15 protein-coding genes are annotated in these 23414 nt (G+C 36.6%); 13 read left to right on the top strand and 2 right to left on the bottom strand.

Features of this window, described 5'->3' with window-relative positions; translation table 11 throughout:
- The 10 genes from GQR53_RS15975 (at position 1) to GQR53_RS15930 (ending at position 14976) form a co-directional block, all read left to right on the top strand.
- Positions 1-1326 carry a restriction endonuclease subunit S gene (locus GQR53_RS15975; RefSeq protein WP_206013327.1) on the top strand — a complete coding sequence of 442 codons (1326 nt, stop codon included), beginning with the start codon at positions 1-3 and terminating at the stop codon, positions 1324-1326.
- A 2-nt stretch (positions 1327-1328) separates the two neighbouring features.
- Positions 1329-2033, top strand: a complete 705-nt coding sequence (locus tag GQR53_RS15970) for a DUF3800 domain-containing protein (RefSeq protein WP_165744504.1) — start codon at positions 1329-1331, stop codon at positions 2031-2033.
- A complete protein-coding gene (locus tag GQR53_RS15965) occupies positions 2033-2575 on the top strand; it encodes an RlfB protein (RefSeq protein ID WP_165744503.1) in 543 nt (180 codons plus the stop codon). The genes GQR53_RS15970 and GQR53_RS15965 overlap by 1 nt, the downstream gene beginning before the upstream one ends.
- A gap of 162 nt (positions 2576-2737) precedes the next feature.
- Positions 2738-4315, top strand: a complete 1578-nt coding sequence (locus tag GQR53_RS15960; RefSeq protein ID WP_165744502.1) for a DUF262 domain-containing protein — start codon at positions 2738-2740, stop codon at positions 4313-4315.
- Entirely contained in the window at positions 4308-6362 is a 2055-nt protein-coding gene (locus tag GQR53_RS15955; protein WP_165744501.1) for a DUF262 domain-containing protein, read from the top strand. Before GQR53_RS15960 ends, GQR53_RS15955 begins: the two co-directional genes overlap by 8 nt.
- A gap of 2 nt (positions 6363-6364) precedes the next feature.
- Positions 6365-9442: a type I restriction endonuclease subunit R gene (locus GQR53_RS15950; RefSeq protein ID WP_165744500.1), complete on the top strand. Its 3078-nt coding sequence runs from the start codon at positions 6365-6367 to the stop codon at positions 9440-9442.
- A 123-nt stretch (positions 9443-9565) separates the two neighbouring features.
- The gene (locus tag GQR53_RS15945; protein ID WP_165744499.1) at positions 9566-11218 is read left to right on the top strand and encodes a hypothetical protein; all 1653 of its coding nucleotides are present in this window, start codon (positions 9566-9568) and stop codon (positions 11216-11218) included.
- A complete protein-coding gene (locus GQR53_RS15940) occupies positions 11218-12792 on the top strand; it encodes a hypothetical protein (RefSeq protein ID WP_206013325.1) in 1575 nt (524 codons plus the stop codon). Before GQR53_RS15945 ends, GQR53_RS15940 begins: the two co-directional genes overlap by 1 nt.
- Positions 12793-12902: 110 nt before the next feature.
- Positions 12903-13814, top strand: coding sequence for a WYL domain-containing protein (locus GQR53_RS15935; protein ID WP_346774398.1), 912 nt, complete (start codon positions 12903-12905; stop codon positions 13812-13814).
- A gap of 73 nt (positions 13815-13887) precedes the next feature.
- On the top strand, positions 13888-14976 hold the full coding sequence (locus tag GQR53_RS15930; protein ID WP_165744498.1) for a cell division protein FtsZ: 1089 nt from the start codon (positions 13888-13890) through the stop codon (positions 14974-14976).
- Positions 14977-15017: 41 nt separating this feature from the next.
- On the opposite strand, the gene GQR53_RS15925 is transcribed toward GQR53_RS15930, so the two are convergent.
- Both GQR53_RS15925 and GQR53_RS15920 read right to left on the bottom strand, forming a co-directional pair.
- Positions 15018-16580: a tyrosine-type recombinase/integrase gene (locus GQR53_RS15925; RefSeq protein WP_165744497.1), complete on the bottom strand. Its 1563-nt coding sequence runs from the start codon at positions 16578-16580 to the stop codon at positions 15018-15020.
- Positions 16581-16703: 123 nt separating this feature from the next.
- A complete protein-coding gene (locus GQR53_RS15920; protein ID WP_165744496.1) occupies positions 16704-18377 on the bottom strand; it encodes a hypothetical protein in 1674 nt (557 codons plus the stop codon).
- A 261-nt stretch (positions 18378-18638) separates the two neighbouring features.
- Between GQR53_RS15920 and GQR53_RS15915 the strand changes: the two genes are divergently transcribed.
- The 3 genes from GQR53_RS15915 (at position 18639) to GQR53_RS15905 (ending at position 23135) form a co-directional block, all read left to right on the top strand.
- Positions 18639-18887, top strand: coding sequence for a YfhL family 4Fe-4S dicluster ferredoxin (locus tag GQR53_RS15915; protein ID WP_024591186.1), 249 nt, complete (start codon positions 18639-18641; stop codon positions 18885-18887).
- A gap of 214 nt (positions 18888-19101) precedes the next feature.
- Positions 19102-19800, top strand: a complete 699-nt coding sequence (locus GQR53_RS15910; protein ID WP_165744495.1) for a metallophosphoesterase — start codon at positions 19102-19104, stop codon at positions 19798-19800.
- 413 nt (positions 19801-20213) lie between these two features.
- Positions 20214-23135: a TonB-dependent receptor gene (locus tag GQR53_RS15905; RefSeq protein ID WP_165744494.1), complete on the top strand. Its 2922-nt coding sequence runs from the start codon at positions 20214-20216 to the stop codon at positions 23133-23135.
- Positions 23136-23414 lie beyond the last annotated feature (279 nt).

Raw genomic sequence — 23414 nt, 5'->3', positions numbered from 1 at the left:
ATGAATGAATTAACCACTATGCCTAAATATGAGGCATATAAAGATTCTGGTATAGGTTGGATTGGTCAGTTACCTACTAATTGGAAAGCCATTAAAATGAAGTTTCTTTTTAAGGATACTTCTATAAAAAACAAAGCAAAAGAAATTTTATTGTCGGTTACTCAAAATCAAGGTGTAGTTCCAAGAGATTGGGTTGCAAACAGAATGGTTATGCCTTCTGGGAGCTTAGAAAGCTTTAAGTTTATTGAAAAAGGTGATTTTGCTATTAGCCTGAGATCTTTTGAAGGCGGTCTAGAGTACTGTCATCATGATGGGATTATAAGTCCTGCTTATACAGTTTTAAAAACCAAAAGAACTGATTTGATTGAAAGCTTTTATAAATACTTATTTAAAAGCCAGGCTTTTATTTCTGAGCTGCAAACCTCTGTCGTTGGTATTCGAGAGGGTAAAAATATCAGTTATGATGAATTACAATATTCTTTATTGCCCATACCAAGTGAGAAAGAACAAACCGCCATTGCCAACTTTCTCGATATAAAAACAGCACAAATTGATGAAGCGATTGCCATCAAAGGAAAACAAATCGATCTGTTAAAAGAGCGTAAGCAAATCATAATCCAACAAGCTGTGACTCAAGGTTTAAATCCAGACACACCTATGAAAGATTCAGGCGTCGATTGGATTGGTGAAATTCCTGAGCATTGGGAGATATCTAAAGTGAGATATTTAGGTATTACTCAAAATGGTATCAGTGCGGGGGCTGAGTATTTTGGTTCTGGTTTTCCTTTTGTTAGCTATGGTGATGTATATAAGAATAGAGAGTTACCTTCTAAAGTAAGTGGGTTGGCAAAATCCAGTACGAACGATAGGAAACAATATTCAATCCTTGAGAACGATATTTTATTCACAAGGACATCAGAAACTGCTGAAGAAATTGGTTTCGCTTCTATCTGCATGAAGACAATTGAAGACTCTACCTTTGCCGGTTTCTTAATTCGTTTTAGACCTGCTAAAAGGTTATTTAAAGGCTTTTCAAAGTACTACTTTAACGCTGCCATGATGCGTGAATATTTTGTAAAAGAAATGAACCTTGTAATCAGAGCTTCACTAAGCCAAGAGTTATTAAAAAACCTTCCCGTACTTTTACCATCATTAGATGAACAGGAATTAATTTTTAATTACCTCGAAAATGAAACGAGAAAAATTGAAGATGCAATAGATATACAAGTTCAACAAATTGAAAAACTCAAAGAATACAAAACCACGCTGATTAACAGTGCTGTAACAGGAAAAATTAAAGTACCAAAGCTGATGGTGGATAGGTGATTATGACTGAAAAGCAAGTATACAAAATTTTCTGTGATGAAAGCTGCCATCTACAGCATGATGGTGCCGACATTATGGTGTTAGGTGCGCTTCATTGTACTGCTGAAAAAGCCACACAGTTAAACAAACACATTAAGTGGTTACGCCATGAGCACAATTATCATAATGAACTGAAGTGGACGAAACTGGTAACTAAGCAGTGGCCGTTTTACAAAGCATTAATTGATCTTGTTATTGATACCGATGAACTTAGGTTTAAAACAACCGTTGTTCAACAAAAAAACAAACTTAATCATGACCAGTATAATGCAGGTTCTCACAATAATTTTTACTACAAAATGTTTTATTACACCCTAAGAGATTTTCTTGAGGTAAATGGTCAATACCGAATCTATTTAGATTATATGGATACCTTAGGTGGCGAAAAAGTAGCTGAACTTTGCCGCGTATTACAAAACTCAACCAACTGGCATTTAGATGTAGATGCGTTTGTAATTCAATCATATGAGGCACAATTGATTCAAATTTGTGATTTATTGATTGGTGCTGTGTCTTATCAAAATAGAACGGATATAGAACACAGTAGTGAAATTAAACAAAAAATAGTTGATTACTTGCAGCAAAGGATCGGCTATCTATTAAATATTAATACCCCACCGTGGGAAGCTAAGTTTAATATTTTCAGATTTATGCCAAGGAGCGTGTAATGTTAAATGCTCCATTAAATTTGACTGGGCATAATGAGCCGGATGTTTTTGATCATCTTTATCCATTTTTTGAGCGAGATTTTATTACTGTTGATACTTATATTAATAATCAAATTTATGTTGATCCTAAAGGGCAAGGTATACGTGATGGGAAAGAAGAAGTATTTTGGCATATTACAACTAGGGAAAAGTCGAAAACAGTAAAGCAAGGCAAGCAAATGGTAAAAATTAAAACAAGACCATTTGATCCTGATAGAGCTGCAAGAATTTCGTGGATAAAACCTATGCTAGTAAATCATTCAGATCCATGCATTAAGCTTTTTTATCGAAAAGAAACAAAAGGTAAAAAGCATGTAAGGTTATATTTTTGGGCACATCAGCATGACTTTGTTGTAATTGTTCAAAAGCTGGGAAATGCGAACTCTTTCTTAGTCACTAGCTTTTATATTACAGAGACATACAAGAGAAGCTCTTATCAAAAATGGTACATAGAATATACTCAGGGAAATAAACCTGAGTTATTGAATTGTGAGTGGTTTTAAAAAAGAATGGTCGCCAATTATGGACCGGACGATACGGTCACCTCTTTCTACGCAATGGTAGGTGAGCGGATGCATTCTCCTGTAATTAACCATTGGTTGTCAACATATAAATTTAAACTTATATGTATAAGATTTTATTTAATTGAAAAATAAGGATGTTACGTGTCAGTAGTAGTCGCAAGTTGTACCTTAGCGCAGTTATTCAGTAAAGAGAGTATTGTTAGTGCTAATGAAACTGAAATTCATGGCGAATTAGCCATACCTGAATATCAGCGCCCTTATCGTTGGGGCGAAGTGCAAATAACAAAACTGTTAAGTGATTATCAGCTTTTTTTAACTGATTTAGCACAAAGTGATACTGCCTATGGATATTACCTCGGCAGTGTTATTTTGCATCAGTCAGCTGAAAATGGTCAGTTAAATATTATTGATGGTCAGCAACGCTTAACCACGTTAGCATTGATTGCCTATGTGCAAAGTTTGGCTAATCAAGATAATGAACAAGATGCATTTGAACCAAGCTCTTTTGAACTTTCTTTAAGCTACGACTCACCTGAATCGCAACAAAAAATCATCAAAAACCTGATTTGGTTACAGGAGTGGCTGCAAAGCAATGCTAGCCAAATTGCCACATTTGATGCCAATAAAATAAACTTAACGCTGGTTGTTACACGCTCAGAAGACGATGCCTATCGCTTTTTCGAAACTCAAAATACCGGTGGGGTAAGGCTAAGCGGCCCCGATATTATTAAAGCGCATCACCTTAGAGCCATTGCACGCCAAAGCCAAAATGAGTTTGCTGCTAAGTGGGAGGCTCTTGGCGATTTAAACTCTGTTGTTGGCTCATTAGTTAAAGGGCGCTACTGGCAAAAACTGTATAACCGTAATGTACCTTCTCATCGTCAACCGCATTTAGTGAGAAGTGCTGTGGTAAATGAACTTGGTGAAAGTACGGGTAAAGGTGATGACATTGCTTTTGGACGATTTGAGCGATCTTACCTGCCTGATGGTGGTCAAATAGATAAACAAGCACAACAAGGTTATGAGCTAAGACAGCCATTAAATAGCGGTATTAATACCATTCATTATTTAAGCTATTTTGAACAATTAAGAAGTAAATATTTAATCGACCCATTTAAAAATAATAAAGTTAAAAACAACAAGGTTAAAAATAAAAATGTAATTGCAAAAACTTCCGTAAAAGCAGGAAACACGCTTGATAGCTTCTTCCATTTTTATCAAAACCTAATCTGCAAACTGGACGGTTGTAGCTATGTAAAAGGGTTATATGATACTGCATTGCTTATTTACATTAGCCAATTTGGCGAACAACAATTAGACATTGCCGCGAAAAAGCTGTTTCGCGTTATTTACTCACCTCGAGTAAGTAATCAAAAAGCGGTGAGAGAAAACTCTATATCAGCATTTGTTCGCGATAACCCCGTACTTGACTGGATTGCAGCCAGCTACACTCCAAACATGTGTTTTGACTATTTAGATCGTTTTAGTTTTAAAACTGATCCTGCCAACTTAGCGGTAGATAAAAATAGCGTTAAAAAACGCTTTATATTTAATGTATTAAAGCATTTTGGAATAGAGGTTATTGAAACCGAATCAGCCCAAACACTTGCTAACACTTATACCGTACAGTTGGACGCTTACATTCTTTCTTTAGGCACTGAAACTGTGCCTGTAAATCAGCTAAGTATGCGCAAAAATAATGGAGAGCAACATGGGTAATGTATTTACAGATGAAGCTAATACAAAAGGAAATCAGGTGACACAGCATCATGTTGAAACACAAGTGCTCACGCTAAATTACATTCAAACCAATGAATATCAATTTAGTATTCCAAGTTACCAGCGCCCTTATGTTTGGCCAGATGAAGCCGTGTTAAAGCTATTTAAAGATATTAACGATGCACGTGTAGCAGATGAGCCTAATTACTTTATTGGTACAGTACTTACCTCAATTGAGCAAGATGAAGAAGGTAATGGTATTTATGAGCTAATTGACGGGCAGCAACGCACCACCACGTTAATGCTTATTGCGCTTGCGTTTAAAATGGCAAAAGTTGATTCAGCCATTGCCGATATAGCCGCTTTTAACAAACAGCCGCGACTGCAATTTACTATTCGTGATCAAGTTCAACACTTGTTAGGTAGTTTGGCGGGGTTAGATGATTATGTATTTCCTGGGCTAGAAGCCATTGGTGATAACCCATATTTAAAACGCATATATGCTGCATTACAGGTATTAGAGCAACAAGTTAAAGCCCTTAAACACGAAGACCGTATTTTATTAGGTGATTACATTTTTAATCATGTGCAATGGGTGAATAATATTGTACCTAAGCAAATGGATTTAAACCGCTTATTCGCCACCATGAATACCGCTGGTATACAGCTTGAACAGGCTGATATTTTAAAATCAAAACTGCTCAAACAGGTTACTACCGATAAGCCTTTATTCGATGCTATGTGGTTGGCGTGCGAGCACATGGAAAATTATTTTGAGCGCAATGTACGTAAAGTTTTTCCTAAAGCACCGTGGAATGGCATTAAATCAGAACATTTAGCTTGTTTTGATGAAGCGTTATTTGTAAAAAACGCTGGTAGCACTGCGCAAAAAGTAGGCTTAACCATTATGCAACTAGCTGAGCAATTAAATGGAAGTGCAGCGGATACAGATAAAAACAATGATGCTAGTGCAAGCTCGGATAATGACAACGAGCAGGACTCTGGCACCTACGACTTAGAAAAAGAAACAGTTTATTGCCGACCAATTATTAGTTTTCCATTGTTACTTATTCACGCCTATCGCATTTATTTAGCTAACCGTGCTGTTGAGTTAGGTGATAGCACTGATGATGTTATCCCTCGAGTTCATGCAGACAAGTTGCTAGAAACATTCGAGCCACTTACTAAAGCAAGTGAAGAAGAAGTTAAAGAATTTATAAAAACGTTGTGGCAAGTGCGTTATCAGTTTGACCGTTGGGTGGTTAAATGGGTTGAGCGTGATGATAGTGATGATGAACAATTACGTTTAACCTATGTGACACGAAGTGAATCAAGTGGCAAGTGGTACATTAATCGTACCCAAAAAGAGTTAAACGAACTAGTAATGCTGCAAAGCGTACGAAACTTTACCGGTGAACGCAGTGCTCAGTATTGGCTCACGCCGTTTATTGCTAGCTTGATAAAAGATAATATTACTGAAGATGCGCAAGCTATAGCGCTGCTTGAAAAAATTGATAATGATTTATCAATGGCTGATGAATCTGAAACTCAAAAAACAGCCAGCTTCAAACAAGCAAAACAACACCAACCAGCAGTAAGTTCTTGGCAGGTAAACGTTGATTACTTTGCCCAAGCGAGAGGTACTAGTTTTGAACATTATTGGTTTCAAAAATTAGAATATGTTTTGTGGAAACAAGAGACGGATAGGCAGCTAGAGCAGTTTAAAAAATATCGCATAACGGCTAAAAACTCTGTCGAGCACGTATATCCACAACATGAAGAGCATCAAAACATGTTGGAACGAGACTTCTTAGATGCATTTGGTAATTTAGTTCTATTAAGCCCAGGTGAAAACTCGTCATACAGCAACCAAGCGGTTAAGAAGAAATTGGTCGACTTTCAAGCCAAACCACAATATGACTCTTTAAAGTTAAAAGCCATGTTCAAATTATTAAAAGAACAAAACGATTGGCGGGAAGCTGAAATAAAACAGCACCAAAAAGAAATGTTAAGTGCGTTAGCAACGCATTATGGTAACAAGGAATAATTATGGTTAGCCAAACAAACGAGCAAGCTTTAGAAGCTGCAATTGAAAAACACTTAACTGGTACGTGTTTAGAAGATTTAAAAGCAGGAGTCCAGGAAGCTGCACCTGATTATAACAAAGCGATGTATCAGCTAGGGTATCCTTCTGATTTTGATATGCACTACGCCATAGATACCAAGTTTTTCTGGAAATTTTTACAAAACACTCAAGAGCAAGAATTAGAGAAACTTAAGAAAAATAGCCCGAAAGATTGGGAGCGTAAAGTACTTGAGCGCTTTGACAAGCTTATTAAAAAACATGGCATTTTGCATTTACTTAAAAAAGGCTTAAGTGTTGAAGATGCGCATTTAAATCTGATGTATCCATCACCATTAGCTAGTAGTAGTGATTCTGTTAAACAAAACTTTAATGCCAATATATTTAGCTCAACTCGTCAATTAAGGTATTCAAAAACGAACCCGTTACAAGAAATTGATATGGTGTTGTTTATTAACGGTATTCCGTTGATAACATTAGAGCTTAAAAATGCATGGACCGGCCAAAATGCTCGTTATCATGGTCAAAAACAGTACCGTAATGATAGAGATACCTCGCAGTCGTTATTGCAGTTTGGGCGCTGTTTAGTGCATATGGCAGTTGATACTGATGAAGTATATATGACCACCAAGCTTGCAGGTAAAAGCACCTTCTTTTTACCGTTTAACAAAGGTAACAATCACGGTCAGGGTAATCCTCCCAATAAGCATGGCCACAAAACTAGTTACTTATGGGAAGAGGTCTTTACTAAAGCTAGTCTTGCTAACATCATCCAGCACTTTGTTCGTTTAGATGGTAGTAGTAAAGATGATTTGAAAAAACGAACCTTGTTCTTTCCTCGTTACCACCAGATGGATGTCGTTCGCCGCTTAATAGACCATGCTTCAACTAACGGTGTTGGTCATACGTATTTAATTCAGCACTCAGCGGGTTCAGGTAAATCAAACTCTATTACGTGGGCAGCTTATCAATTAATTGAAACTTACCCTGCGAGTGCAGACATTCAAGGTAGTAAAGGTGTTGAACAACCGTTATTTGATTCAGTGATTGTAGTTACTGATAGACGATTACTTGATAAACAGCTTAGAGATAACATTAAAGAATTTTCTGAAGTTAAAAACATTGTTGCTCCTGCATTTAAATCATCTGAGCTTAAATCTGCCTTAGAAAATGGCAAGAAAATAATCATTACCACTATTCAAAAGTTCCCATTCATTATTGATGGCATTAGTGATTTAAGTGATAAACGTTTTGCAGTAATTATTGATGAAGCACATAGCTCTCAGTCAGGCTCTGCCCATGACAATATGAACAGAGCGATGGGTAAAACTGAAGTAGAAGAAGCTGAAGATGCGCAAGATAAAGTACTACAAGCTATGCGCTCACGTAAGATGCGAGGCAATGCTTCATATTTAGCCTTTACTGCAACGCCTAAAAACAGCACATTAGAAAAGTTTGGTCAAAAACAAGAAGACGGTAGTTTTAAGCCATTTCATTTATATTCAATGAAACAAGCCATTGAAGAAGGCTTTATTCTTGATGTTATTGCTAATTACACTACGTACAAAAGCTATTACGAGATTGAGAAGTCGATTCAAGATAACCCTGATTTCGATACTAAAAAAGCACAGAAACGTTTACGTGCATACGTAGAGACAAGTCAGCAAACGATCAATACTAAAGCTGAGATCATGCTTGAGCATTTCATACCACAAGTGGTAAATAGTAAAAAGCTAAAGGGTAAAGCGAAAGGAATGGTTGTGACTCAAAATATTGAAACAGCTATTCGTTATTACAAAGCCATAACTAGGCTACTAGAGCTGCAAGGTAATCCGTTTAAAGCCGTTATTGCATTTTCTGGAACTAAAGAAGTTGATGGTATTGAATATACCGAATCTGATATGAATGGCTTTCCTGAGGGGGACACTAAAGATTATTTCGATGTTAATTTTAAGCGTAAAGCCCCAAGCGATCCAATTCCAAAGCATATAAATCAAGACGAATATCGCTTATTAATTGTTGCAAACAAATACCTTACGGGTTTTGACCAGCCAAAACTTTGCGCAATGTACGTGGATAAAAAATTAGCGAGTGTTCTTTGTGTTCAAACATTATCTCGTTTAAATCGCTCAGCACCTAAGCTTGGCAAAAAGACAGAAGATTTGTTCGTACTCGATTTCTTTAACAATGTTGATGATATCAAAACATCATTTGATCCGTTCTATACCTCAACAACATTGTCAGAAGCTACTGACATTAATGTATTACATGAGTTGAAAGACTCGATGGATGATGTTGGTGTATACGAATGGTATGAGGTTGAAGATTTTATTAAACGTTACTTCAATGACGAAGATGCACAGACACTTAGTCCAATTATTGATACCGCTGCCAACCGTTTTAACTATGAATTAGAGCTTGAAAACGAAGATAAAGTTGATTTCAAAGTAAAAGCGAAACAGTTCGTGAAAATATATGGGCAGATGGCTTCAATCATGCCATACGAAATTGTTGCATGGGAAAAGCTATTTTGGTTTCTAAAATTTTTAATACCAAAGCTTATTGTTAAAGACCCTGACTCAGCAGCGCTTGATGAATTATTAGAGTCTGTTGATCTAAGTTCTTATGGTCTTCAACGAGTTAAGTTGAATTATGGTATTGGACTTGACGATGATGAAACTGAGTTAGCACCACAGAATCCTAACCCTCGTGGTTCGTATGGTGGTGAAGAAGAGCGAGACCCGCTAGACGACATCATAAAAAACTTTAATGAAAAGTGGTTCCAAGGCTGGAGTGCAACGCCAGAAGAACAGAAAGTTAAATTCATAAATATTGCACAAAGTATAAAACAGCATCCAGACTTTGAAGCTAAATATCAAAACAACCCTGATCCACATAACCGTGAATTAGCATTCGAAAAAATGGTGAAAGAGGTAATGCTGGCTAGGCGTAAAGATGAGTTAGAACTTTATAAATTATTTGCAAATGACCCCGCTTTTAAAGTCTCTTGGATGCAGAGTATGCAGCACACAGTTGGGTTGTGATGAATTTGCTAAATCATTTTTTATAAGGGATAAGATGATGGGAACAAAAAGAACTCCAGATTATCTTAAAGAGAATCAGCTCGGAGATAACAAGTTCAAAAAACGCATAACTAGGGATTTAATATGCAAAATATAAATATGTACATAAAAGAGAATATTGGCTCTGTGAGTTCAAATGTCTTTACAGCTCCAAATATTCCAGAAAAAAAGCTGAATAATGCGGCTAAATCGATGGGGTTAGTTGATGTTATTAATTCAATAGTCGCTATTTTTGATAATACGGCCTTTGGTAGTGCGAAAGATGGTTTTGCAATTACTGGTGAGAAAATAGCCATAAAGGATATGTTTGAAGATCCGTATTATATAAAATTTTCAGACTTGAAGGCCGTTGAGTACATAAAAGATGTTGAACAAAAAAGTAACGGTAAAGAAAAAATCACAGAAAGTATAAAATTTGTAAAAGCCGATAATTCAAGTGTTAATTTAACCAGTTTATTGAGTTGTAACTATGAGCTATTAGCAAATATATTAAATGATGCAATAAAAAATACAGACAGTTTTGAAGAAGAAGATCAGCTAATTACTCTCAGTGAGATGTCTGAAAGACTTAAAATAGCTTATTTAAAAATAGTTATTAACATGGCTTTTTCCGATGATGGTGTTGTTGACGATCAAGAGTTTGCTGAAATATTGCTTTTAATGACTCGTTTAGAATTAACAACAGAGTCTCGTTTTGAAGTTAGGGGCTATATTTCTAATACTGATACACATTTATCAGTTGCTCAGTTACTTAACGTTATAGATGAAGAGGCATCCCCTAGCCATATAAAATCTATTAGGATTTCATTGGTTAAAGATCTTATTAGTACTTACATGAGTGTTAATAATGGAAAGTACGAAAACTTCGATTTTTTAAACAATAATAAAAAGCTTTTTGCTGTTAGCGATGAAGAAATAGATTTAGCCGTTGATGCAATAAAACTAGATTTTAATATGCTTAAAACTGATTTCACAGATGATGCACTTACTAAGGGTATGAAAGAATTATCAGCTAAGGCAGGAGCCGTAGGGGTTCCATTGGCAGCTGTTTACTTATCTGGTTCTGTTATTGGTATGTCTGCAGCAGGTTTAACTTCTGGTTTAGCTACTCTTGGTCTTGGAGGAGCTTTGGGGTTTTCTAGCATGGCTACTGGAATTGGTATAGCTGTATTAATAGGTGTTGGTGCATATAAAGGCATAAAGCATTTAACAGGTGCAAATGAGCTTGATCAATTTAAAAGACGCGAATTGATGCTCAATGAAGTCATAAAACAGACTCAATCTACAATATCGTTATTAATAGGAGATTTAAACTTTATAACGAATAAATTAAATGAGGCTCTAAAAAATCATTCTTTACAAGATGCAAAGATACAAAAACTTATGAAAATGATGACAGCATTGTCAGGCGCTGCCGATGTGTTAAACGAAAAATCTAATCGTACTCAGAACAACTGTATTAAAATGCGTTGTCCAAATGAATTAGATCACGGTAAGTTAAAATCTCTAACAAAAGAGCCTACAAAACAACAAATTTACACCGTGGTAATGTCTTTTTATATTGAGAAGGATGTTAGTAAGGTAGTTGATGGCAATGAAAAAATTAGTAAAGTTTATAGTTTGAAGAATGATATACCAACATCTCAGCTAGATAAGCTTGCGAAAATATTTGAAAATATCGGCTATTTTAATGCAGTTGACGTTATCAAAGGTAAAGTGTCAGGTCTTTTTTCTTAATGATAAATAAAGACGAAAAAGCCTCTGTCATGCTGGTGCAAAAGCATCAGCTAGACAATGCTGATGCAAAAATAACAGAAATAGATGCTGTTTTAGATTCTTTATTAATTGATCAAAATAACTCAGATGCAAACTTAGACAGCATGCTGGAGAGCATGAGTGATCTATTGAATGAATCGGGTATAGTTTTTGATGAGCGAAAGCAAAACGTAGACTCTACCTTAGACGCTTATATTGCTGATACGAATGGCATTGTGCTGCAAAAGAATAATCCAATACAAATGTTATCTACAATTGATATAGATGATGATACTGATTGGAATGAATATATTTATTCAATCAATAAGTATGCTGGTGAGCATGATATTGACTTAACATCAGATCCCTATAATCAGCTGCTTTCTTTATCTCAGAAAGTGAATATAGAAAAACGAATAAAAGATGAGTTTACTCATAAAAATGCCAACTGCGATAAGTATGATTATTTAATAGCAGGAACATGCGGTGTTATAGGCGGCCTTATTGATGTTTTTTTAGTTGGCGCCCCTGGTGAAGGGCTTTTAGGTAAAGTTACTGATAATGGCACTAAAGGGGCTATGGAAAAGTTTGCTGAAGCATTTGGTTTTGAACGTCAAAATAAGGAATCCCAAGGTTACCAAAAATACCTTGATAGATGTGAAGTTAAAAATAAACCTCCACTTGATAAAGAAACGTGGATGAGTAGTCAGGCTGTCCAGTTTTTGGAAAATAAATTTGGTATAAACTATGACCAAACCAGCACCAACAAAAAAGGTAAATCAGGTACAGGAGGAGCTGTAGAAAATCTAACTCCAACAAACCACCATTTAAAAAGTCTTGGGCATTCACCTGATCTTATTGGTTTGTTTTTTTCAATCTATAATCAGTTTACTAGTACATCAAGTTTTGTATCAAATGGAAAATTAATAACAATTGAAACTGAAAGCTTTGAACTTAAAGGTCATACAACCATCGCAAAAATATTTTGTGGATTTGTAAATTGGTTAGGGCACCTTTTTTCAGATATGGCTGGCTCTAATACTTCAATTGCTAAGGGAAATCGTGGTTCTGGTATACCAATCCCATTTTATAATTTGCTGTTATTAATTGATGTTGGCGAGTTTGGTAAGGATAAGCAAACTTTTGCAACTATTGCTACAAAGGTTTTTGAAAAAGGCTACGATTTTCGACATGGTTTGGCTATGGCTATCCCAGTTCTTGTTACCGAGCTATTAACTAGAATTATGTGGGTAATAAAGAAACGTTTTTATCATAAAGAGCCTTGGAAAAATTGTATACCTAGGGCTATTGAGCCAGAGCTTAGGCGAATGCTCCTAGTTGCTCATGGCTCTTTATGCTTAATTGATGCTGGAGATGCCGCGATAAAATCTGGTGGTGAAATAGTGCAGTTTTTATTGAGGACTAATATTATTGGTTGGGTTCGCTTTGGTAACTTAGCTTATAAAGAAGTACTTGCTTGGCACAAGAGTGGTCATATAGACCATGATGCAGTAGACGAGTACTTAAAAAATGAATATATAAAAATGTTAAAATGAACTCAAAAGGCTTAGGCTCAAGTTAATAACTGCATGAAACTTAAACTATGAACACTGCCCGACATAATTCAATTTTAGATTATATCCCTTCTAGTCCTAAAAGTACTTCAGTGAGTGAACTACAAATTGCTTTGTCGAAAAGTGGGTTGGATCTCTCCAGCCGTATGCTCCAGCGAGACCTACAATCACTTTACGACCAAGGTTGCTTTGGTCTTGAAAAAGATACGCGCAGTAAACCATATGGTTGGTCTATTAATTCACAGTGGCGAGGTGGTAACGCAAAAGTAATGAGCAGTGAAATGGCTGAACACTATTTGTTGCTGGAGCAGTTACTGCCGCAATCAGTCCCCAGTGATGTTAAATGCTCAGTGCATATTAAAGCAGAGCAGGCATTTAAACGCTTTAATGGTCATGTGCCTGAGTGGCTTTCAACCCTTCCAAAGTCGTCGTTAAAAGTGAATATTGATACTCAGTTAGTTGAGAAAATTGAGCATGCGATTAAGCATAAGCGTGCAGTGAGCGCTGAGCTTTATAGAGTACTTTACGATGAGGCACATTGGTTAAAGTTTGCTGAATTGAGTTTTTATAACTTAGTTGAGCAAGGCGGAGTGTTGATGGCGCAGTTTATGGTGGGGGAGTTTCACGATAAATGCTACCAGATGCCGGTTTACCGCATTCGTAATGTACACATTTTGCAAAAAACACGACGTGAGCCAAGCAATGAGCAGTTAAAGTCGCTGCGCAGTGCGATTAATAAAGACATGAAGCAAGAAGCGATCGAGTTAATTGTAAAAGTGCCTAGCCACTCTGCAGTTAATCAAGGGTTTATTGAGCTTGGCGAGCTGATTGACAAGCAACAGATTGACGATAAAAACGTATTATTTACCTACCAAACTATTGATAGCGAGCAATTGACCGATGAGCTATTTAAATGTGCCCATTGGCTCGAGGTTGTTAAACCTGAAAAGCTGCGCCAAAGAATCACTACAAAGCTTAAAGCGGCCGCTAACATCTATAAATAACTCCAACTTGTTTAGGTGCGTCAAAATTTGACGCACCTGTTTGCTATGCTCCTTTTAAAGTTAAGGAGGTGTTATGTTTCAATTAATTCAACAAAATGATGGTTTATCAATCGGTGTATTTGGCATTGGTGGGTGTGGCTGTAATACGCTTAACAGTATTTTCGAACAGCGTGAGTCTGAACAGGCGCACTTGTACAGTGTTAATACCGATAAAGTGGTACTTGAACATACACAGAGTGATGAAGCAGTACTAATAGGTGCTGAGCTAACTCATGGTTACGGTGCAGGAGCCGACCCTAAAGTTGGACTACAAGCGGCAGAAGAGAGTAAAGAGCAGCTTTTAACGCTTATTAATGGCTGCGATATAATTCTGTGTGCAACAGGGTTGGGGGGCGGTACTGGGACTGGCGCTAGCCCGTATATTGCACAACTTGCTAGTGAGCAAGGTAAGCCCATTATATTTGTTGCTACATTACCATTTAGTAGTGAAGGGCAGTTTAGAAATAATATAGCGCAAGCAGGTTTAAATGAGCTTAAAGAGCATGCTAATGCGGTTATTACTCTCCCAAACGATCAACTGATTGAGGTGCTTGGTAACGATATAGGATTATTCGATGCGTTTAAACATTCAAACCAAATACTCCACTCACTGATAAAATCACTCATCGACATGCTTTGCTATCAAGGCTTAATAAACGTTGATTTAAATGATTTTGCGAAAATTATGGATTGCCAAGGCGATGCTGTACTTGGCGTAGGCAAGTGTAATGATGAGAGCGAGCTCACTACTGCACTTGATAGTGCACTCAATAACCCACTGGTTAATCAGGTAGATATGTCATCAAGTACTGGCGTGATAATACAAGTAAATTGCAAAGATGAAATCTCACTGGGTAGCTATAACCTTATTACTGATACTGTGCGTCAGCAGGTAAGCCCAAACGCATTGGTTATTTGTGGTGTTTCAAAAATTGAAAACTTAACAACCAATTATGAGCTACTGGTTATTGCTACGGGCGCGAGTTCAAAAATGATACTTGATGAAACTAGAATTGAGTCAAACTCTAAAGTAGTCGCCACTAAACCAAAAGCATCTGATATTTTTGATATTCCTGCTTTTATAAGAAATCAATCTGCACCACCTAGTAAAAGCTCTTTATAGGTTTGTAAATAACGACAACGCTGTATAGCAATATGTAAGCGCTACTCTAATATTTGCAAAGGACGGCTCTTTTTAAGCTTTTGGGGTAGCTGAACTATATTACTCCAGATAGTGGAATAAGCACTTACTGTGCTTTTGACGTTAGCGACAAATTTATTTGAATAATCAAATTTTAAAAATGATTTTTTAGCCGTTTTGTTTTTTAACTTAGCCTGTATTTTTACTTCTTTAAGTATTTCCTTCTCAAATAGGGAAAAGTTTTTATAAAGTGCTTTAATATCAGTGTTATATATTTTATTCGAGTGGTCATAATGTTTACTCATCGGATCGTGCTCTGAAACAGAGTGATGAAGCATTTTTTTAGACTCAATTTCAGCAATTGTTGATGACCCAATTTTTTTAGTTAGCACTTCTTTCATATGCGATTTTAAGAAGCTGCGAAGCAGTGTTGGAAATGCGCCGGCTGAGCCTTTTATATTTATGTTATCTCGCGGGGCCGCCACCATGTTTTTTGGTGCATGATATTTAAGAGCTCGGTTTAAACTCTCTTTACTTATGGGGTTTGAGCCGTTTTTAACCTTGCAGAATAAATAGGTGCGGTTTCTGTCTGGGTTTAATTTTAATTCTTGTTGTATCGCTTTTTTCATCTCGGGTGTGAGTTGTATTTTAAACTCTTTTTGGTTTTTCATAGCACCGCGAGTGGTATGGGTTGTTTCAGGAAACGTTAAAAATTTAGGATTATTTAAATCATCTATATACGACAGACGCAGATTACAAATATTTATGGGCCTTAGCCCAGTAAACATCATCAGTAGTACGGCATTTATTAATGTATTATTTTTAGCCGCTTTTAGGCCTATGTATAGCTGAGAAATTAGAGATATATCAGTATATGCCTTACAAGGAATAGGCTTCGCCGTTCGAGAAGATATATAATTATTGTCTATCTCTAGGAATGGATTAGTGCCGTTATTATATTTATTTTTTGCGAACACCCACAGCTTTTTCATCTGCTCGAATAACTTAGCCACATGCGGACCACTTTTCTCTGTTAGCAGTTGGTCAAGCGTTGCTTCTATTATCTTAGGCGTAATAGTTTGAAATAACGTATTTTTACCAAAGGCATTTTGAATTGCATTAAGGTAAGAGGTGTATGTTGTTACTGTGGTTTCAGCTAACTTGCTAGGGCTATGTTTATTAATTGCCTGTAAGTTTTCTATTTGTTTACTCACTACAAATTCGAATGTGTAATTAGAGGTGTTCTTTTTGTATATTTCGGCCGCTTTTAATTTTGCTGCTGAAAAACTCATATTATTAGAATCACCAATCTTTGTGTTTTTTATGCCATGTTCTTTTTTTAAATGAGTAAAAAATTTAATAATGCCATCATGCTGGAATACAATTCTTATTTGATCTTTGAGCTGGTACTTTGAAAGCCTTTTTCCTTTTTCTTGCGCCAATATAATAGTGGCAAGACTGGCTAGCTCTTCCATTGACTCGTCATTGTATGGAGGCTTATTCGCATTAAATTCAGCCATGCAAAGATCGCGACTTTTAATCGTGACCTCACATGGTTTTATTGAATTTAATACTGATGTTGCCATTAATATATAAGCCTTAAAAAAGTTAAAATCATCAAATAACTGATGAGGTATCGCTCTAATAAGGCAATGATATGAAATTAATTTTTTTTACAAAAACTTTGGTAAGTCGAAATTAAACTTTTTTTAATTATTTTTTGCTTTGGCTTCTTGGTCAGTTAAATACCTCTCAACAATAGCTCTTCCCTCTTCGGTTAAGATCAAATCTTTTGCTATTCTACCCGTATCACCAAGTGGTTGATTAATGAAGTTTACATAGCTGCCTTTATGAACTAAATGAACTTTAACTCTATCTCTCAGTGCTTTTTTTTCGTTATTTTCTTTTAGGTTTTTAGCTTGTTTACTTTGCATACCTGTGAGTCTGAGTTGTTGGCTTTCGAGTTCTTTGGCTCTTTTTAAAATACTGGCTTCATGAATTTTAAAAACATTAAATTTTAATTTTGTAGAGGTTCCAAATAGCTCTTCAGATTTATCATAATTTAAGCCGTTTGGATCGTCTTCTTTTCTAAGGTGATGAAGTGCGAGTCTTGTGAGTTCTTCTGCATGCTTAAAATGATAGCCGTTGGCAACCATAATCGCTTTTGCGTTGGATTTAAAAAAGCTTCGGCACATTGTGCAAAATGCACCTGCAGATCCTTTCATTACAATATTTCTTTTATCTCCTTTTACTGCATCAACAGGTGAGTAATCTTTAATGATTTTGTCTAGCGACCTTTTAGCAAATGGTTTGTTAAGATCGCGAGGCTGAAGAAATATATGGTCAGGGTTACAGTTGGGTAATGCATTTTCCATCCAGGCTCTCTGCTCTAAAATAATGGCGCGCATGGCTTTGGTTAATGGCAGCTTATATTCTTTTTGGTTTTTCATTTCTCCACGAACCCCAACAACAGATGCCGGAAAGGTAATTATGGTTGGAAAGTCGATACTATTGAGCCACTCCCACCTCATTTGTGGAATATTAATAGGGCGAATGCCTGTCAAAATCATAAATCGCGCAGCATTTTTTTGATGTACATTTGGGGCCGATGCTAGATTTATCCATAATTCAGCTATCGAATCTAAGTCTGTATAAACTTGGCAAGGACGGGGGCTTTCTACACGGTCAGATACGTAAAAGTCATCGATATCAGCAGCTGGGTTTTTACCTGAGTTAAATTTGTTTTTGGCAAATCGCCATACTCTTCTAATTTGTGCAAAAAGCTCAATTGCTTGGTTGTTAGACTCTATTTTTATAATTATATCTACAATCTTTTCTAACTCTCCAGCTGTAAGAGACTGGAACGCTCTCTTAAGCGGAAAATGATGCCTGAGCTTTTTTATTCTGCATTGATATGTTCTGAGCGATGAAGCTGCAAATTTAGTGGGTGCGATGTTATGACGCTCTATTAAGCTTTGTTCATATGCATCAAACACAGTTTTAATATTATGATTATTTAAAACGCCATACTTCATTTGATCAGTAAGCTTACGCGCTTTTGCTATTGTTAATTCAGGTGCTTCACCTAACTTGGTATTAGCTATGCCAGATGATTTAGGGAAAGCTGAGTAAAAAGATACTGTTCCAGATAGGGTAAATATAAGACGAAGATTGTGTTGTGCCTCATATTTCGATAATCGCTTCGTATCTTGTTTCTTAACCTCTTGTTTTGATTTTTCTTTTTCCTCAAAAAAGATGATTTGAGAGGCCAAAATAACACAGCGATTTATGTGCTGCATAGAAAATGGCGATTTAAGTTGCTTCCATTCTAGTTTCGCTTTCGTGTATTGAGCTTTGGTAAGCGTTGATAGTGATTTTTTCACTTTGATTAAACCTATATAAATAAAGGCCTTGCGGCGATTTTTATTGATTAAGATCAACAAAGCAACAGAGAAAGATAGGCATAATTCGCGGCTGTAATTTACACCCAAAAATAAAAATTTGTGTTACTAATTTGTGTTACGATTTAATGAAAAATAGCGGTTTTTTTATTAAACTAGAACTGCACAAAAGTTAGCCTTTACACACATTTGTTTTTACTTATCTTTTTGTTTTATAATGATATTAATTGAAAAGGGTAAAAAATGGCTCTACTCATAAATAGCAAATGCATTAACTGCGATATGTGTGACCCAGAGTGCCCTAATGAGGCTATTTATATGGGCGCTAAAATATACCAAATAGATGCTAGTAAATGTACTGAGTGTGTAGGGCATTATGATAAACCTACTTGTGTAAGTGTTTGCCCTATTGACTGTATAAAGCCCGATCCTAATAAGCGTGAAAGTTTAGGTGAGCTGGCTGATAAGTTTGTGCTGCTAACGAACTTATAACTTGTTCAGGTATTTTGCTAAGCCGCTTTTTACTATCGGCTAAAAACTATCTACATTACTTATTTAGCTTGTAGCTAAAGTCCGCCGTCATGCATTTTTAGTTTCAATCAAATTTTATTACCTTCATTAATTATCAATTATATTGTGTTACCTTAAGGCTTTATAAACTCAAGTATTAATCTAAGTTTTAGATTGCATTCTATAGGAGTCTATTTTGGATATAGGTATTAACGCTATTCAGGCTGTATCTTCAAAACAAGCCATATTTATTAATGATGAGTGCCGAGTATTTGTAATTGGCGATCTTGATGGTGATTTACCGGCCTTAAAAAGCGCACTTAATAACGTAAATTTTGACCCTGAAAGAGACACTTTGTTTTGCCTAGGCGATTTTGTTGATCGCGGGGATAAAACATATGACTTATTTACATACTTACAGGCCATTAGGGCATGTATGATATTAGGTAATCATGAGCATTTAATGTTGGAATCATTATTAAGTAATGATAAAGCGGCTTTTAATTTATGGACTGGTAATGGTGGTAATTGGCACAAGTCGGTATCAAGTGAAAAGCTCAGTGTCATGTGCGATGAGTTACTAACTAAACCGCTTTCAATAGTACTTGAGTATCGTGGTTATACAATAGGGTTGTCTCATACATTTGCACAATCGTGGGATTGGGAAAATTACCCTGATGATAAATCGCTAATCGTGCAATCTTTATTGTGGGATCGCGAAGTAGTTAAACAAAATAAGGTAGTTAAAAGTCATGGAGTCGACTTTTCAATACATGGACATAACTCAACTAAAGCGCCTTTTTGGATTGGTAATAGTTATCATATAGATACAAATTATTATGGTGGAAAGCCTACACTCTTAGAGCTTTCAGAGGTTATTGCTACGCTTGATTAACCAAGCGCTATTTAGCAATTGTTACTTCTTTCAAATATCATTCGGCAGTTTTGCTTTCTAAAGTATAAACTGCTGACTACCACATCTAGTTATCCTCTTTGTTTTTTCTATACACCCTATGATTTATGCAGCGTAATTATTTTATTAAGCTATTAAATTCAACAAAGCCTCTATTAGCTTGTTAATTAAGAGTGATTTTGATGTGTGGGTTGGATTTTAAGTTTCATCCAATAGGTATTAATACAGTTATATGAGACGTTTATTTAGTTTTAATATTGATGATTAACAAACGGTTAAGTTTGGCTGTGTAGAATTGGGAACAATTTTTGCCATTTCGTAAATAATTTACGTAAAAGGACTAACTTCTCGCTTTAGGTTTTATATAAGCAGATTTAAATGGAACAGCCTCTCACATGATAGTAGCAAGCATATACCCTTTCCCTTTTTCAACGTTTTGTAAGTCGTCACTTTATGTATCAATTTTTTCTGCTTTGGGTTCTACGTGTGCTTTTGCAGCGCAAGAAAACTCGCAGCACGCAAAAGATATGGAAGTAATAGAAGTACGTGGTATCCGTTCAAGTATGGCCGAAAACTTAGATGTAAAACGTATGTCGGGATCTGTAGTTGATGCCATTACCGCGGAAGACATTGGAAAGTTCCCTGATAAAAACGTTGCAGACTCACTTCAGCGTGTACCCGGTGTAGTAATTGAGCGTGATGGCGGGGAAGGTTCATCTGTCAGTATTCGTGGTTTATCGTCAGAACTTACCTTTACACAGCTTAATGGTAATTTTATAGCATCTTCTCCGGGGGAGCCTTCGCGTTCGTTTGATTATGCTTTGTTACCGTCTTCAATGATTGAAAGCGTCGAGGTTTATAAATCGCCAGAGGCACGCTTAGATGAAGGTGGGGTTGGTGGCACTGTATTAATGCACAGCCGAAAACCTTTAAATATGAATGCAAACTCGGGTGTATTTAATGTCGAGAGTACTTACGCTGATGTTACAAAAGAGTATGAGCCGCAGTTTACGGGTTTATATTCATGGAAAAACGACAACGAAAACTTTGGTGTATTAGTTGGCTATACCTATCAGGAACGGACAAACAGAACGCTTTCGGGCGGTACTGATGCTAATGTATGGCGCTATACTGGCACTGGGCAACCTACAGATATAAACGGTAACGCAGTTAATAACAATAATGGTTGGGATACTATTAATGATGCAAACGGCAACAGTTACGATGGCGTTTGGTTTTCACAAGTTGTTCGAGGCTCTGTTCTTAACGAAAAACGTGAGCGCGAAGGGATTCAATTTAGTTCACAGTGGCGACCAACAAATCGTTTAGAGCTTGGCTTTAATTATTTTGGTTTTACACTTGGGCAAGACAGAACAGAATCTGTGATTGATATACCAGAGTGGTCTTTAAATCCTGATTTTTTGACGGATGTAAATCTTGATGAGTCGGGCACTATTGTTACTGGTATGCAATACGATGCAATGGCAAGTGGTGTCGAAAATGATATGCAATTTCCGTGGATGCGTGGCAGCTACATACGTGAGGAATCTACCTCCGATACCTTTGATTTTAATTTAACCTATGAAGGTGATAATTTTAAAGCGCGCTTTGTAATTGGTAATACACAATCAGAGGGCGGCCCAGAAGAAAGCTGGGAAGCGGCGTATAAAAGTTCTAACGCGGGCGAAAACGCAGCCACTATTCAAAACGCAGCTCAAACGGCTGGCTGGTCGCTCAATCAAAATAATGTGTCACTTAATATCGACCCTAATACATTAGTTAATTTACAAAATGGAGTTGGAGGCGGTCGTGATGCGGGCTCTTCAAACTCAAGCTTTGTACGCAGTGAGCTAGAAGAAGATTACTACCAAGCTGATGTGGATTTTTATGTTGATTGGGGCTTTTTAAAAACAATTAGAACCGGTGTTAAGTACCGCAACTCAATTCTTCACCGTGAAACCGGCAACACCTTCTTTTTAGATCCAAATTTTGATATTGCTGCAGGGGAAGCAAGTGAGCAAGGTATTACCCGTTTTGATAGCTACCAATGGAATGGTGGAATGCCATTAGCTCAAAATGTATTTACTAGTGAGAATAATATTGCAGGTGGTTTTGATATAAACCAAATGCCAAGTATCGACTGGAATAAATACCGCGATATGGTCACTGCTAGTTATGTACCTTATACGCGCATTGAAGATAATTTTGTTTACGATATAGAAGAAAAAATATCGGCTTTTTATATACAAGGTGATTTTGAATTTAGTGAAGTCAGAGGTAATTTGGGTGTGCGTGTTGTGCAAACAAAAACACTTACTTCATCTACTGACTTATATACCTACCAATTAGATCACACAAATGATGAAACAGGTGAGCCAGTAACAGGTGACGCTCGTTTTGTAGAAGACTATCAATTAGTCACTCAGCAAAACAAAGACACTCAAGTTTTGCCAAGCTTTAATATAGCGTGGGATGCAACCGACGATTTAGTTATTCGTGGGGCAATAGCTAAAGTAATATCTCGTCCTGACTATAGTGATTTAGGTGCGCAGCAGCGCATTACCTATGTATCAGGTGAATGGGCAGAAGATAGAGCCGCATTTAACGAGCTTCCTGGTTTTAGCGGTAGTGGCGGAAATAAAAACTTGAAACCATTTGAATCAGTTCAAGCTGATTTATCTATTGAGTATTATTATGGCGAAGGTTCTGCTGTTGGGTTGGCACTTTTTCATAAGAAAGTAGATAACTTTGTTGTGCCACTGGTGATCGACGTAGAGCAAAACTTTGCTGGTAAAAATAATATAGTGGATGCAGGGACTATTAATATAGCCCCTTACAGCACTGTAGGTAATGGCACCGATGCAGTATCAAAAGGCGCGGAAGTATTTATTCAGCATGCCTTTGATAGTGGTTTTGGCTTTTACGCAAATTACACTTATAACAAAACCAATAAAGCAGATGTAACAATTAATGGTGAAGAATTTGGTCAGTCGGCCTTAATAGGTAGTGCAAAGTATCAGTACAACACCTCTGTTTATTATGAAGGAGGTTATTTTAATGTACGTGCTTCTTATAATAAGCGCGGCGAAACAGTACTCGGTTTAAATAGCGGATTAAATGTATACCAAGACCCTTACGAACAAATCGATGTAAATGCATCTGTAAATTTATACGACGGGCTTAGCCTTACCGCAGCGGTTATTAATTTAACTAAATCTGAATCAGTAACGCGTTTAGGAAATGACACCGATGCGCGATTACTCAATACTAGCTACTCAGGTCGTCGTTTTTACGCGGGCTTTAACTATAGCTTTTAGCTAAATGACTTAATAGCTGGTCTGTAGACAGTATTTTTTGATAGCGCAGGCCATAACAAACACTTTAATAGGCGTTAAATGTTAATAAAGTGCTAGTTATGTTGTGTTTTTAATGCGTTTAGCTCAAATTCTCAGCGAACAGTGCTTTATTTAAAGTTTTGTCAATAAAACGCTTGCGTAAAAATCTGTACTCCCTATAATGCGACCCCACTGAGACGGGAAACGCCGAAGCATAGCGAGGCACGAACTACTCAGGGTGTTAAGTAAAACTTAGATTGA

It is taken from the genome of Pseudoalteromonas sp. Z9A6 (assembly GCF_011378805.1).
GTDB lineage: Bacteria > Pseudomonadota > Gammaproteobacteria > Enterobacterales > Alteromonadaceae > Pseudoalteromonas > Pseudoalteromonas distincta.
Note: the sequence above shows the minus strand (reverse complement) of the source record. Positions and strands in the feature narration are given on the sequence as shown.